Origin of the sequence: Rhodococcus sp. 4CII (assembly GCF_014256275.1) — a bacterium.
Classification (GTDB): Bacteria; Actinomycetota; Actinomycetes; order Mycobacteriales; family Mycobacteriaceae; genus Rhodococcus_F; species Rhodococcus_F wratislaviensis_A.
In genome coordinates, this window is sequence record NZ_JACCFE010000002.1 from 6,239,910 (window position 1) to 6,253,199 (window position 13,290).

Sequence of the window (13,290 nt, forward strand, 5' to 3'; positions counted from 1 at the left end):
GCAGGATCGGCCACGGATCAGCTCGCGTCGAACTTCCGGGCCGCCAGCGAGCGCACGATTCCGGCGCGCCCCTCCACCACCAGGCGGCGCAGGGCCGGCGGGTGGTCGCCGGCCAGGAAGTTGTCGGCCGCCGTGACGGACTGCTCACTGATCGACCACGACGGGTACAGCCCCACCACCACCGTCTGCGCGACCTCGCTCGAACGCCGCTCCCACACTGCGGGAATGTCCGCGAAATAGCGGGCCACGTACGGTTCGAGGATCTCGGACTGGCCGTGGCCGGCGAACGCGCCGATGATCGAGCGGGCCGTGATGTTCGGCACCGAATCGTCGCCGACCACCCGGTTCCACGCCTGTTCCTTCACCGCGGCCTGCGGGCGGATGGTTGCCGCCGCAGCGGCGTTGCGGGCGCCGGCTGCGGTGGGGTCACGTTCGGCTTCGGCGTCGATGAACGGCGTCTCGATGCCGTCGGCATCGATCTCGCCGGCGCCGGCGAGGGCGGTGACGAGACGCCAGCGCAGGTCCGTGTCGACGACGAGGCCCGGCAGCCCGACCGTGTCCGGCGCGGCGTCCAGCAGTTCCTGCAGCACCTCCGTGTGCCACGCCGACAGCTGCGCGCCCGCCAGCGCGTTGACGAACGCCAACTGATGGTCCGAACCGGCCTCGGCTTCCCGCGCCAGTTCGAGGAGCCGGTTCGCGAAGTCGGGCCAGCCGTGTTCCTTGGCCCATTCCGGTTCGGCGTAGCTGTGCAGTGCGGTCTGGGCCTGCATGAGCAGACGCTGGACCACCCCCACCTCGGTCTCGGCGCCGACACCGCGCTGCACGAGGGCAATGAAATCGCGCGCCTTGAGTTCCGCCTGCCGCGTCATCTCCCAGGCTGCCGACCACACCAGGGTGCGGGGCAGTGGCTCGTCGATGTCGCCGATGCGGTCGATGGCGGTGGCGAGCGAATCGGGATCGAGCCGCAGCGAGCAGTACGTGAGGTCGTCGTCGTTGACGAGGATCAACTGACCGCGTTGGACACCGACGAGTTCGGCGACGTCGGTGCGTTCGGTGGCGTCGAGGTCGAGTTCGACCCGCTTGGTGCGGACCAGCTTGCCGTCCCGGTCGTCGTACACACCGACCGCGATGCGATGCACCCGTCGCTCACCGGCACCCGGCGCGGCGCCGTCCTGCAGCACCGTGAACCGGGTGAACGTGCCGTCCGCGTCGACGTCGAAGTCGGGGCGCAGGATGTTGAGCCCGGTGGTCTTGAGCCACTGCGCACCCCAGTCGGACAGGTCGCGCCCCGACGACTTCTCGAGCGCCCCGAGAAGGTCGTCGAACGTGGCGTTGTCGAAGGCGTGGTCGCGGAAGTAGTCCCGCAGACCGGACAGGAACGGCTCCAGTCCGACGTAGGCGACGAGCTGCTTGAGGACGGAGGCGCCCTTCGCGTACGTGATGCCGTCGAAGTTCACCTCCACCGCGGCGAGGTCCGGGATGTCGGCGGCGATGGGGTGCGTGGACGGCAACTGATCCTGCCGGTACGCCCACGACTTCTCGACGTTCGCGAACGTGGTCCAGGCGTTGGTGTACTCGGTGGCCTCGCTCTGGCAGAGCACGGAGGCGAACGTCGCGAACGACTCGTTGAGCCACAGGTCGTCCCACCAGCGCATGGTGACCAGGTCGCCGAACCACATGTGCGCCATCTCGTGCAGCACGGTCTCGGCGCGTCGCTCGTACGACGCCCGCGTCACCTTGGACCGGAAGACGTAGTCCTCGAGGAACGTGACGGCGCCGGCGTTCTCCATTGCGCCCGCATTGAATTCGGGGACGAACAGCTGGTCGTACTTCCCGAACGCGTATGGGGTGCCGAATTTGCGGTGGTAGAACTCGAAGCCCTGCTTGGTCTCCGTGAACAGTCGCTCGGAGTCCATGTGCTGCCCGAGGGAGGCGCGGCAGTAGATCGCGAGGGGGATGTCGCCGTGTTCGTCGGAGTAGTTGTCGGTCCACTCCGCGTACGGGCCCGCGATGAGCGCGACGAGATAGGTGCTCATCTTCGGTGTGGTGCGGAAGATGTGCCGGCCGGGTTCGGCCTTGACCGTCTCGACGGTCGCGGAGTTCGAGATCACCTTCCAGTCGGCGGGGGACGTGACGTGCACGTCGAACGTCGCCTTCAGGTCGGGCTGGTCGAAGCACGCGAACATGCGTTTGGCGTCGGCGGTCTCGAACTGCGAGTAGAGGTAGACCGCGTCGTCGGTGGGGTCGACGAAGCGGTGCAGTCCCTCACCCGTGTGTGAGTACGCACAGTCGGCCTCGACGACCAGTTCGTTGCGTTCAGCGAGGTCGGTGAGCGTGATGCCGGTGGATTCGTCGTAACCCGAGACGTCGACGGGGGAGCCGTTGAGCGTGGCCGAATGCACACGGGCCGCGACGATGTCGACGAATGTCGACGCGCCGGGGGTGGCAGCGAACGTGACGGTGGTGCGAGACGAGAACGTCTCGACCCCGGGCTGACCTGTCCCGTCGGTGAGGTCGAGTTCGATCAGGTAGTTGTCGACGGTCAGCAGCCGGGCTCGTTCGGCTGCCTGTTCGCGGGTCAGGTTCGGTGGGGCCACAGAGGTCTCCTCGTGATCGGCGGCGGTGCTCGTACTCGATGCTGCCATCCCATCACGAGTGGGACCGGGGTGTTAAGCGGAGAGGTCGGTCAACGGCACCCCGGAGTCGGCCAGCCGGTCGGGATCGACAGGCGCAGACGAGGACACCAGTTGCTTGATCTGATCGGTGGCGTCCCAGATGTTGACGTTCATCCCGGCGAGGACGTGATTGTCGGCGCCGAGCCAGAACGCGAGGAACTCGCGTCCGGGAAGGTTCCCGCGCACCACCACCCGCTCGTAGCCGTCGACCGGGGCGTAGCCCGTGTACTCCATGCCCAGATCGAACTGGTCGGTGAAGAAGTACGGCAGCCGGGTGTATTCGGCCTTCTGGCCGAGCATGGTCGCGGCGGCGACCGCCGGCTGATTGAGGGCGTTCGCCCAGTGCTCGACCCGGATCCGGGTGCCGAGTCGCGGATGCAGTTGCGCGGCGATGTCGCCGACCGCGACGACGTCGGGGTCGCTGGTCTGCAGTCCGGGGTCGACGAGGACTCCGCCGTCGACGCCGAGCCCGGCCCGCTCCGCGATCTCGGTGTTGGGTGCCGCGCCGACCGCGACGAGGACGGCGTCGGCGGGCAGGACCGTACCGTCGCCGAGTCGCACACCGGTGGCCGTGCCGTCCTCGACGACGATCTCCTCGACCGTGGCGCCGAGGTGCAGCTGAACGCCGTGTTCGCGGTGCAGTTCCGCGAACACGGCGCCCATCTCGGGGCCGAGCGAGCCGAGGAGTGGAAGCTCGGCGGCCTCCACGATCGTCACGTCGGCGCCCTTCTGCCGCGCCGAGGCCCCCACCTCGAGGCCGATCCAGCCCGCGCCGATCACCACGAGCCGCCCGCCGTCCGAGACCGCATCGATCAGCCGATCCGATTCGTCGACGGTGCGAAGGTAGTGGACGCCCGCGGCGTCGGATCCGGTGATCGGTGGCCGGCGTGAGCGAGAACCCGTGGCGAGTGCCAGCTTGTCGTACCCCAGCGGAGAACCGTCCGGCAGCGTCACGGTGTGGGCGGCGAGGTCGAGGGCGGTGGCGGTGGTCCCGAGCCGCAGGTCCACGTGATGGTCGCGGTACCAGTCGCCGTGGTGCACGGTGAAGTCGCCGAGAGCCTTCTTGCCCGCGAAGTGCTCCTTCGAGAGCGGAGGTCGCTCGTAGGGGAGATGCTCCTCCTCCGACAGGAGGATGATGGATCCGTCGAAATCCTTGTCACGCAATGCTTCTGCGGTCTTCGCGCCGGCGAGGCCACCGCCGACGACAACGAACGTGCGAGTGGAGGACATGTGGGGATGCTCCCTTCCGGTCGACCACTCCGACCCTACTGCCGTGCGCGGGGTCTCCGGGAAGGATTCCCGACGGGGCGGTGTTGACTGAACGGGATTGTGTAATCACCGACAAGGAGCGATGAAGTGACTGCTGGGACGAAGCCTGGGACCGCCAAGGACACCGCCGACTTCTGGTTCGACCCGCTGTGCCCGTGGTGCTGGATCACGTCGCGGTGGATTCTCGAGGCCACGCAGGTGCGGGACCTCGACGCGAATTTCCACGTGATGAGCCTGGCCGTCCTCAACGAGGGCCGGGATCTGCCGGACGACTACCGCGACCTCATGTCCAAGGCCTGGGGGCCGGTGCGGGTGCTGATCGCGGCCGCGCAGAAGCACGGCGACGAGATCCTGTCGCCGCTCTACACCGCGATGGGCACGCTCATCCACAATGAGGGCAACAAAGACTTCGCCGACGTGATCGTCAAGGCGCTCGCCGAGGTCGGACTGCCGGCCGAACTGGCCGACGCCGCCGATTCGGAGGACTACGACGCCGCGCTGCGGGAGAGCCACGCCGCGGGGATGGACGCCGTCGGGCCGGACGTCGGAACCCCGACGATCCACGTCAACGGTGTCGCGTTCTTCGGACCCGTGCTGTCGCGGATTCCGCGGGGCGAGGACGCAGGAAAGGTATGGGACGGCGCCGTCGCGCTGGCCGGCTACCCGCACTTCTTCGAGCTCAAGCGCACCCGGACCGAGGATCCCCAGTTCGATTGAGCCTCGATCCCTTCCGGGTCATCGGACGAAGGGCCCGGCCGGATCGGCCGCGTACTGCACCAGCTGCGGATCGCGGTAGATCTGGCCGGGTTTGACGAACAGATGACCGTGCCGGGTCCGGTTGCGCAGGGCCGCGGCGCGCCACGTGAGCACCGGATGACCCGACAGCAAATTGACGAACCAGGGGAAGAAGCCCCGTTCGGTGGTGGCCCGGTCGGCGAGTTCGTCGAATCCGACGATGCTCACGAGATACTTGCCGGCGCCGAGAACGCCCATCGCCCCGCGCGCGCCCTGTGGCCGCACGCAGAAGCCGTGATTGTCGGCGGTGTATTCCATGGAACGGAACAAGGCCGACCCGATCACCGGAATGTAGTTGGCGGCGAACTGCCCGAGTTGCCGCCAGTAGGAGGCGTGACCGGCCGCGATGTGACCGACTTCGTGGCCGATGATGAAGGCGAGCGCGTCGGGTTCGCGGGCGTCGCCGCCGATCTCGAACAGGTCGCTGTACACGACGACGAAGCGGCGGAATCCGTGTCCGGACGCGAATGCGTTGATCCGGCCGTTGCCGAGCACGACGTAGGCGTCGGGCGGTTCGGTCATCCTGAACCGCGCGGCCGCTTCCGCCACCATCCGGTATCCGTCGGGGAACTGGGTGGGCGTCATCTTGATCCCGTTCACCTGCTGCGAGCCGTAGAGCTGGCCGCGCCCGATGGCGATCAGGATCGGCGCGACCAGGACGACGAGCACCCAGGTGGACACGACGCCGAGAAACAGAGCCGTGATCGCCGCGACGTAGGCGACGACGGTGAGAACGATCGCGGCCACGAGCAGCGGGATCTCCCACGTGTGCCGGGCGGGCCGGTCGTGCGGCAGGAGGCCCGGCAGCGGGGCCGGCGGATTCCACCCCGTCCCGCCGACCCACTGCGGGTTCGCCGGAGCCGGCCGATGTCCCGGATACGCCTGTCCCCAGTTCTGTCCGTTGTCGGGATACATGCTGATCACGATAGGCGTCCCGGGCCCCTGACACGATTCGCGACGACGCCTGACAGAATCACCAGTCATGCGCGTATACCTGGGTGCCGACCATGCCGGATTCGAACGTAAGAACGAGATCATCGAACACCTGAAGGCCGCAGGCCACGAGACCGTCGACTGCGGTGCTCACGTCTACGACGCCCTCGACGACTACCCGGCCTTCTGCATCGAGACGGCACGCCGTGTCGTCGCCGACGAGGGCAGCCTCGGCATCGTCCTCGGCGGCAGCGGCAACGGCGAGCAGATCGCAGCGAACAAGGTGAAGGGCGCGCGATGTGCCCTGGCGTGGAGCGTCGAGACCGCGCAGCTCGCCCGGCAGCACAACAACGCTCAGCTCATCGGGCTCGGCGGTCGCATGCACTCCCTCGAGGAGTCCCTCGCGATCGTCGACGCCTTCCTCGCCGCCGAGTGGTCGAACGAGGAGCGCCACCAGCGTCGCATCGACATCCTGTCCGAGTTCGAGAAGACCGGCGTCGCCCCGGCCCTGCCCGAGGCCTGATCGCCCTTGCCCGAAGGTCACACCCTGCACCGGCTGGCCCGGCTACACCAACGCCGGTTCGCTGGTGCGCCGGTGCGGGTGCTGAGTCCGCAGGGCAGATTCGCCGAGGACGCGGCTCTCGTCGACGGCCGCGTCCTGATCAGGTCCGAGGCCTGGGGTAAGCACCTGTGGCACCACTACGAATCCGGGCTCGTGGTGCACGTCCATCTGGGCTTGTACGGAGCGTTCACCGAATCGGCGGTTCCGATGGAACCGCCGGTCGGACAGGTCCGGATGCGGATGGTCGGCGCCGAATTCGGCACCGACCTGCGCGGCCCGACGGCCTGCGAGGTTCTCCATCCGCCGCAGGTCGCGGCCATCGAGGCCCGCCTCGGGCCGGACCCGCTGCGGAAGGATGCCGACCCCGACACGGCGTGGAAACGCATCTCGGCGTCGAAGACCCCGATCGGGGCACTGCTGATGGATCAGGCCGTGATCGCGGGCATCGGAAACGTGTACCGGGCGGAGGTCTTGTTCCGGCACGGGATCAACCCCGATCGGCCCGGCCGGTCGGTGTCGCGCGCCGAGTGGGACGCGCTGTGGGCCGACCTCGTCGCGCTGATGAAGGTCGGGGTACGCCGCGGCAAGATGCACGTGGTCCGTCCCGAGGACGACCACGGCGATCCCTCGTACGCGAAGGACCGTCCCAGGACCTACGTCTATCGGCGGGCCGGGTCACCGTGCCGGGTCTGCGGCACCCCGATCGCTCATTCGGTCATGAAGGGCCGCAACCTGTTCTGGTGCCCGGGCTGCCAGCCCGCCTGACGGTCCGCTAGAAGTCGAAGCCGCCGCCGAAGTCGAATCCGCCGCCGTCGCCGCCGCCGAAGTCGAATCCGCCGCCGTCGCCGCCGCCGTCCCCGCCCATGTCGCTGCCGGCATCTCCACCGGTATCGCCACCGTCTCCGCCGGTGTCCTGTGCCGCGTCACCCGCACCGCTCTCGAAGCCCTGTGCGTCGTACGGCACACCTGCCATTCCGGAGAACATCGCCGAGAACAGGAACATCGAACCGAGGCCCCACGCGCCGGCCACGAGAGCCGGTTTCCACCACGGTTCGGAGTACCAGCCGGCAGGAACCGGGCGTCCCGCGACGCGGCCACCCGGGTAGTAGTTCGGTGTCCTCGAGGACGGGCTCGGGGAGGCCGCCACCTGCCGCCCCTCGAACTCGACCTCGCGGTCCTCGGTGACCTCGCCCGCGGACTTCTGACCGTCGATCGTCGGAATGTCCGGGCCGGGGTCCATGCCCATCGCAGTCCGGGCGGCGCGGATGTAGTAGAGACCCTCGAGTGCTGTCTGCTTGGCGAGTCGCGCCTGGACCGGGGTCGCCGCCTGATCGATCTGGGAGCCTGCCGCGGTGTAGCGCTCGGACGCGTCGGCGAGGGCCTGCTGGGAGGCGGTGTCGGACCCGGTGAGGCTGTACACCTGCCCGCCGAGTCGTTCGATCGCCTGTCGTGCGTCCGCCTTCGCGTCCTCGAGTTGGTTCGCGGTGTGCCCGGCGCGGTTGCTGCGGCTCTTCACCACCAGGAAGGCGACCGCCGCCACGATCACGAGAATGAGTAGCAGTTCCACGGTGGCCTCCAGTGACTGCGACAGCCACGAGTAGGGGACAAATCGGACATCTCCCAGAGTACTGATCGAAATCCGGGTTACGCGTTCGGCGAACGGGGGAGGGGCGAGCGCCGGGAGCGGTGCGAGGGAAGTCTGCCACGACTGTGACGCATGTCATAACACCTGGGGTGCGCCTGGTGGCCGGGGAACGAAAAAAAGGAGCGTTCCCCGGGGTGGGAACGCTCCTGTGTGGAGGGGATGACGGGAATCGAACCCGCGTAATCAGTTTGGAAGACTGAGGCTCTACCATTGAGCTACATCCCCGTGCATACGACTACCTGGGATCGCCATGCATGTCGTCTGCGATGTCAGACTGTACCCAACCTCGCTTTGGATTTCATAATCGGGGGGCCGTAGGATTCTTCCTCGGGTCCTCGCGAGGTTGGCGAGAGCCGGCTTCGACCGGGGTGTAGCGCAGCTTGGTAGCGCATCCGCTTTGGGAGCGGAGGGTCGCAGGTTCAAATCCTGTCACCCCGACCAGAACCACAGGGCAGGCAACTGCCGCACAGTAGAAGAGCACGACCACACGAAGGAGCCAGTCCGTGAAGAGCACCGTCGAGCAGCTCAGCCCGACGCGAGTCCGTATCAACGTTGAGGTGCCCTTCGAGGAGCTCAAGCCTGATTTCGACAAGGCCTACAAGGCCCTCGCGCAACAGATCCGTCTCCCCGGCTTCCGTCCGGGCAAGGCACCGGCCAAGTTGCTCGAAGCTCGTGTCGGTCGTGGCGCCGTCCTGGAGCAGGTCGTCAACGACGCACTCCCGTCCCGCTACTCCGAGGCCGTCACCAGCGCCTCGGTGAAGGCGATCGGACAGCCCGAGATCGAGATCACGAAGATCGAGGACGGCGAGCTCCTGGAGTTCACCGCCGAGGTCGACGTCCGCCCCGAGATCACGCTGCCCGACTACAGCGAACTGAGTGTCACGGTCGATCCGATCGAGATCACCGACGAGGCCGTCGAGGAGCAGCTCCTGTCGCTGCGTCAGCGGTTCGGCACCCTCACCGGTGTCGAGCGTGCGGTCGAGGACGGAGACTTCATCTCCATCGATCTGTCGGCCACCGTCGACGGTGAGGCAGTCCCCGAGGCCACCGCGAGCGGTCTGTCGCACGAGGTCGGTTCGGGCCAGCTCATCGAGGGTCTCGACGAGGCCGTCCTCGGCGTCAAGGCCGGCGAGTCCAAGGAGTTCACCTCGACGCTCGTCGCCGGTGACCACGCGGGCAAGGAAGCGGTCGTCACCGTCACCGTCGGCACCGTCAAGGAGCGCGAGCTGCCTGCCGAGGACGACGAGTTCGCACAGCTGGCCAGTGAGTTCGACACCCTGGACGAGCTGAAGGCCGACCTGCGTGAGCGCGTCGGACGCGTCCGCAAGGTCGAGCAGGCCGGTCAGATTCGCGACAAGGTCCTCGAGACCCTGCTCGAGACCGTCGAGGTCCCGCTGCCCGAGGCCGTCGTCAAGGCCGAGGTGGACGCTGCGCTGCACGACGCCGTGCACGGCCTCGACCACGACGAGGAAGCGCTGAACAAGCTGCTCGAGGAGCAGGGTACGAGCCGTGACGAGTTCGACAAGGACGCCAAGGAGAGCGCCGAGCGCTCGGTGAAGACCCAGCTGCTGCTGGACGCCATCGCCGACGCCTCCGACGTCACCGTCGGGCAGGACGAGCTCACCGAGCGCATCCTGTTCCAGGCGCAGCGCTACGGCATGGCGCCGGAGCAGTTCATCCAGCAGATCCAGCAGGCCGGTCAGCTCGGCGCCGTCTTCGCGGACGTGCGTCGCGGCAAGGCTCTCGCCGGTGTCGTGGAGCAGGCCACCGTCACCGACACCTCGGGTGCCTCGGTCGACACCGCCGAGCTGTTCGGCAACGGTGAGGCCGAGACCGAAGAGGCCGCGTCCACAGACGAGGTCGCGTCGGATTCCGCCGAGGGCGAAGACCAGAAGTAATGCTGGTCGCGGGGTGTTTTCCTCGCGTTCGGCTGTGAGATGTTTTCCGCTTTGAGCGAAGTAGGGCGGCACCGGGACTCCGGTGCCGCCCTACTTCGTTAGTGTCTGTGTCAGCAATCAACGATTTACGGAGAAGGCAGGTACCGTGACTTCCAATCACCTGGAGACTTTGCAGAGTCCCGCCATGACTTCAGCCACCGCTGGGTTGAACCTCAGCGATTCGGTGTACGAGCGCCTGCTGCGCGAGCGCATCATCTTCCTCGGTACCCAGGTCGACGACGACATCGCGAACAAGCTGTGCGCTCAGATCCTGCTGCTGTCGGCAGAGGATCCCAGCCGGGACATCTCCCTCTACATCAACTCGCCCGGCGGTTCGGTCAGCGCCGGGATGGCGATCTTCGACACGATGCAGTTCGCCGAGTGCGACGTCGCGACGTTCGGAATGGGCCTGGCAGCCTCGATGGGCCAGTTCCTGCTCTCCGCCGGGACCAAGGGCAAGCGGTACGCCCTGCCGCACGCGCGAATCATGATGCACCAGCCGTCCGCCGGAATCGGTGGTACCGCCAGTGACATCGCGATCATGGCCGAGCAGTTCGCGCACACCAAGCGCGAAATGGCCGAGCTGATCGCCGAGCACACCGGTCAGACGGTCGAGCAGATCACCGCCGATTCCGACCGCGACCGCTGGTTCACCGCACAGCAGGCTCTCGAATACGGTTTCGTCGACCACGTCGTCTCCCGCGCGGCGCAGGCGGGCGGGACCGGGCAGTAGCAGCCCGGCTTCCTCACTGACCGCTCCCACTCATCCTTTGGAGAACTGATGTCCAACCTGTTCGATCCCCGCAGCCTGGGAGGCCAGGCGCCTGCAGGCCCCCAGTCGCGCTACATCCTGCCGTCGTTCATCGAGCACTCGAGCTACGGCGTCAAGGAGTCCAACCCGTACAACAAGCTGTTCGAGGAGCGCATCATCTTCCTCGGCGTGCAGGTGGACGACGCATCGGCCAACGACGTGATGGCTCAGCTGCTCGTCCTCGAGTCGCTCGACCCCGACCGCGACATCACCATGTACATCAACTCGCCGGGTGGTTCCTTCACCTCCCTGATGGCGATCTACGACACCATGCAGTACGTGCGCGCCGACATCACGACGGTGTGCCTCGGCCAGGCGGCCTCGGCCGCCGCGGTGCTGCTCGCGGCCGGTAGCCCCGGCAAGCGTCTCGCCCTGCCGAACGCTCGTGTCCTCATCCACCAGCCGGCCACCGGCGGCATCCAGGGTCAGGTCTCCGACCTCGAGATCCAGGCCGCCGAGATCGAGCGGATGCGTCGCCTGATGGAGACGACCCTCGCGAAGCACACCGGCAAGGACGCCGACGTGATCCGCAAGGACACCGATCGCGACAAGATCCTCACGGCCGCGGAGGCCAAGGATTACGGAATCATCGACGACGTGCTCGAGTACCGCAAACTCAGCGCCCAGAAGTGATTTCCTGCCGCCCCGGCTCGGGCGACACGCCGTGACGGCGCAGTTGCCGCGAGCCGGGTGCGGGATCGGCAAGGCTGGCGTTCCCGAAGTTCGGTGAGCGAATCACCGACAACCAGTCGACCTCGCTCGCGATCTGCGGGTACGGTCACATAACGGGCTTTCGTTTTCGATCGGTGCGCGTAGGGCGTGGGATCGGTTCGATGGTTGCACGTAGACGAAGGAAGTAGGGACCTGACGAGATGGCACGCATCGGTGACGGCGGGGATCTGCTCAAGTGCTCTTTCTGCGGTAAGAGCCAGAAGCAGGTCAAGAAGCTCATTGCTGGGCCTGGGGTGTACATCTGCGACGAGTGCATCGACCTGTGCAACGAGATCATCGAAGAGGAGCTGGCAGAGTCCAGCGAGGTGAAGCTCGACGAGCTGCCGAAGCCGGCCGAGATCCGGGATTTCCTCGAGAACTACGTGATCGGCCAGGACGCCGCCAAGCGAACTCTCGCCGTTGCGGTCTACAACCATTACAAGCGCATTCAGGCCGGTGACAAGGGCCGTGACGCGCGGGGCGAAACGGTCGAGCTGGCGAAGTCGAACATCCTGATGCTCGGTCCCACGGGCTGCGGCAAGACCTACCTTGCCCAGACGCTCGCGAAGATGCTCAACGTTCCGTTCGCGATCGCCGACGCGACGGCGCTCACCGAGGCCGGTTACGTCGGTGAGGACGTCGAGAACATCCTCCTCAAACTCATCCAGGCCGCGGACTACGACGTCAAGCGCGCCGAGACCGGCATCATCTACATCGACGAGGTCGACAAGATCGCTCGCAAGAGCGAGAACCCGTCGATCACGCGTGACGTGTCCGGTGAGGGTGTGCAGCAGGCGCTGCTGAAGATCCTCGAGGGCACCCAGGCCAGCGTGCCGCCGCAGGGTGGTCGCAAGCACCCGCACCAGGAGTTCATCCAGATCGACACCACGAACGTCCTGTTCATCGTGGCGGGCGCGTTCGCCGGTCTCGAGCGAATCGTGTCCGATCGGGTGGGCAAGCGCGGCATCGGTTTCGGTGCCGAGGTGCGGTCCAAGGCGGAGATCGACACGCAGGACCACTTCGCGGAGGTCATGCCGGAAGACCTGATCAAGTTCGGGCTCATTCCCGAGTTCATCGGTCGTCTCCCGGTCGTGGCGTCGGTGACCAACCTCGACAAGGAATCGCTGGTCCAGATTCTGTCCGAGCCGAAGAACGCGCTGGTCAAGCAATACAACCGGCTGTTCGACATGGACGGCGTGGAGTTGGAGTTCACCACCGACGCGCTCGAGGCCATCGCCGATCAGGCGATCCTCCGCGGCACCGGTGCTCGTGGACTTCGCGCGATCATGGAAGAAGTCCTCCTTCCGGTCATGTACGACATCCCGAGTCGTGACGATGTCGAGAAGGTCGTGGTCAGCGCCGAAACGGTCAACGACAACGTGCTCCCGACCATCGTTCCGAGGAAGCCGGAGCGGGGAGAACGCAGAGACAAGTCCGCCTAGTCGGGGGCGCGCTGTATCCTGGGTGCGAACTAACTCACTAGTTCGTACAAATGGAGGTAATGCGCGCGATGACCGCTCCCGGACCGATCTTTGTTCTCAACGGCCCCAACCTGAACCTGCTGGGTCAACGGCAGCCCGAGGTGTACGGACGGGAGACGCTCGACGACGTCGTGGAGCTTTGCCGTGCCGCCGCAGCGAAGGCGGGACGTGAGATCGTCGCGCGGCAGTCCAATCACGAGGGCCATCTGATCGACTGGGTGCACGAGGCCCGGACCACGGCGTCGGGCGTCGTGATCAACCCCGGCGGCTTCACGCACACGTCGGTGGCGTTGCGCGACGCCCTCGTGACGCTCGAGGTGCCCCTCGTCGAGGTGCACATCAGCAACGTGCACGCCCGTGAGGAGTTCCGGCACCACTCCTACGTGTCCGGAGTCGCGACCGGTGTGATCGCCGGTCTCGGCATCCTCGGCTATGCGCTGGCCGTCGACTTCATCTGCACCAAGGGCTGAC

12 protein-coding genes and 2 tRNA genes are annotated in these 13,290 nt (G+C 66.8%); 9 read left to right on the forward strand and 5 right to left on the reverse strand.

Annotated features, from left to right (window positions below):
• Positions 1 to 17: 17 nt before the first annotated feature.
• Together pepN and H0B43_RS29670 are read right to left on the reverse strand one after the other, a co-directional pair.
• Positions 18 to 2,597, reverse strand: coding sequence for an aminopeptidase N (pepN, locus tag H0B43_RS29665; protein ID WP_185724674.1), 2,580 nt, complete (start codon positions 2,595 to 2,597; stop codon positions 18 to 20).
• Positions 2,598 to 2,669: 72 nt separating this feature from the next.
• On the reverse strand, positions 2,670 to 3,905 hold the full coding sequence (locus H0B43_RS29670) for an NAD(P)/FAD-dependent oxidoreductase (RefSeq protein ID WP_185724673.1): 1,236 nt from the start codon (positions 3,903 to 3,905) through the stop codon (positions 2,670 to 2,672).
• A 126-nt stretch (positions 3,906 to 4,031) separates the two neighbouring features.
• Between H0B43_RS29670 and H0B43_RS29675 the strand changes: the two genes are divergently transcribed.
• A complete protein-coding gene (locus H0B43_RS29675) occupies positions 4,032 to 4,661 on the forward strand; it encodes a DsbA family protein (protein WP_185724672.1) in 630 nt (209 codons plus the stop codon).
• A gap of 18 nt (positions 4,662 to 4,679) precedes the next feature.
• Here H0B43_RS29675 and H0B43_RS29680 read toward each other — a convergent pair whose 3' ends face one another.
• On the reverse strand, positions 4,680 to 5,654 hold the full coding sequence (locus H0B43_RS29680; protein ID WP_213015276.1) for a M48 family metallopeptidase: 975 nt from the start codon (positions 5,652 to 5,654) through the stop codon (positions 4,680 to 4,682).
• 67 nt (positions 5,655 to 5,721) lie between these two features.
• Between H0B43_RS29680 and H0B43_RS29685 the strand changes: the two genes are divergently transcribed.
• Both H0B43_RS29685 and H0B43_RS29690 read left to right on the forward strand, forming a co-directional pair.
• Positions 5,722 to 6,195: a ribose-5-phosphate isomerase gene (locus H0B43_RS29685; RefSeq protein WP_005248193.1), complete on the forward strand. Its 474-nt coding sequence runs from the start codon at positions 5,722 to 5,724 to the stop codon at positions 6,193 to 6,195.
• Between the two features lie 6 nt (positions 6,196 to 6,201).
• Positions 6,202 to 6,999, forward strand: coding sequence for an Fpg/Nei family DNA glycosylase (locus tag H0B43_RS29690; protein WP_185724670.1), 798 nt, complete (start codon positions 6,202 to 6,204; stop codon positions 6,997 to 6,999).
• A 7-nt stretch (positions 7,000 to 7,006) separates the two neighbouring features.
• Here the strand turns inward: H0B43_RS29690 and H0B43_RS29695 are convergent, their stop codons facing one another.
• Positions 7,007 to 7,801 (reverse strand): DUF1542 domain-containing protein, encoded by a 795-nt coding sequence (locus H0B43_RS29695; RefSeq protein ID WP_185724669.1) that lies wholly within the window; start codon positions 7,799 to 7,801, stop codon positions 7,007 to 7,009.
• A 229-nt stretch (positions 7,802 to 8,030) separates the two neighbouring features.
• Positions 8,031 to 8,104 (reverse strand) — tRNA-Gly (locus H0B43_RS29700).
• A gap of 139 nt (positions 8,105 to 8,243) precedes the next feature.
• On the opposite strand from H0B43_RS29700, the gene H0B43_RS29705 reads away from it, so the two are divergent.
• From H0B43_RS29705 to aroQ, 6 genes are all read left to right on the forward strand, one after another.
• Positions 8,244 to 8,320 (forward strand) — tRNA-Pro (locus tag H0B43_RS29705).
• A gap of 62 nt (positions 8,321 to 8,382) precedes the next feature.
• The gene (tig, locus tag H0B43_RS29710) at positions 8,383 to 9,777 is read left to right on the forward strand and encodes a trigger factor (RefSeq protein WP_185724668.1); all 1,395 of its coding nucleotides are present in this window, start codon (positions 8,383 to 8,385) and stop codon (positions 9,775 to 9,777) included.
• Positions 9,778 to 9,961: 184 nt separating this feature from the next.
• Positions 9,962 to 10,549, forward strand: coding sequence for an ATP-dependent Clp protease proteolytic subunit (locus tag H0B43_RS29715; protein WP_185724667.1), 588 nt, complete (start codon positions 9,962 to 9,964; stop codon positions 10,547 to 10,549).
• 48 nt (positions 10,550 to 10,597) lie between these two features.
• The gene (locus H0B43_RS29720) at positions 10,598 to 11,260 is read left to right on the forward strand and encodes an ATP-dependent Clp protease proteolytic subunit (protein ID WP_185724666.1); all 663 of its coding nucleotides are present in this window, start codon (positions 10,598 to 10,600) and stop codon (positions 11,258 to 11,260) included.
• A gap of 239 nt (positions 11,261 to 11,499) precedes the next feature.
• On the forward strand, positions 11,500 to 12,780 hold the full coding sequence (clpX, locus tag H0B43_RS29725) for an ATP-dependent Clp protease ATP-binding subunit ClpX (protein WP_005248181.1): 1,281 nt from the start codon (positions 11,500 to 11,502) through the stop codon (positions 12,778 to 12,780).
• Positions 12,781 to 12,848: 68 nt separating this feature from the next.
• Complete coding sequence (aroQ, locus tag H0B43_RS29730; protein WP_185724665.1) at positions 12,849 to 13,289, forward strand: type II 3-dehydroquinate dehydratase; 441 nt, start codon at positions 12,849 to 12,851, stop codon at positions 13,287 to 13,289.
• Position 13,290 lies beyond the last annotated feature (1 nt).

Bases quoted from the DNA above. Each gene is read 5' to 3' on its own strand.
- H0B43_RS29670 (WP_185724673.1), bottom strand. From the start codon at position 3,905: ATGTCCTCCACTCGCACGTTCGTTGTCGTCGGCGGTGGCCTCGCCGGC.
- H0B43_RS29680 (WP_213015276.1), bottom strand. From the start codon at position 5,654: ATGTATCCCGACAACGGACAGAACTGGGGACAGGCGTATCCGGGACAT.
- H0B43_RS29685 (WP_005248193.1), top strand. From the start codon at position 5,722: ATGCGCGTATACCTGGGTGCCGACCATGCCGGATTCGAACGTAAGAAC.
- H0B43_RS29715 (WP_185724667.1), top strand. From the start codon at position 9,962: ATGACTTCAGCCACCGCTGGGTTGAACCTCAGCGATTCGGTGTACGAG.
- H0B43_RS29720 (WP_185724666.1), top strand. From the start codon at position 10,598: ATGTCCAACCTGTTCGATCCCCGCAGCCTGGGAGGCCAGGCGCCTGCA.
- clpX (WP_005248181.1), top strand. From the start codon at position 11,500: ATGGCACGCATCGGTGACGGCGGGGATCTGCTCAAGTGCTCTTTCTGC.
- aroQ (WP_185724665.1), top strand. From the start codon at position 12,849: ATGACCGCTCCCGGACCGATCTTTGTTCTCAACGGCCCCAACCTGAAC.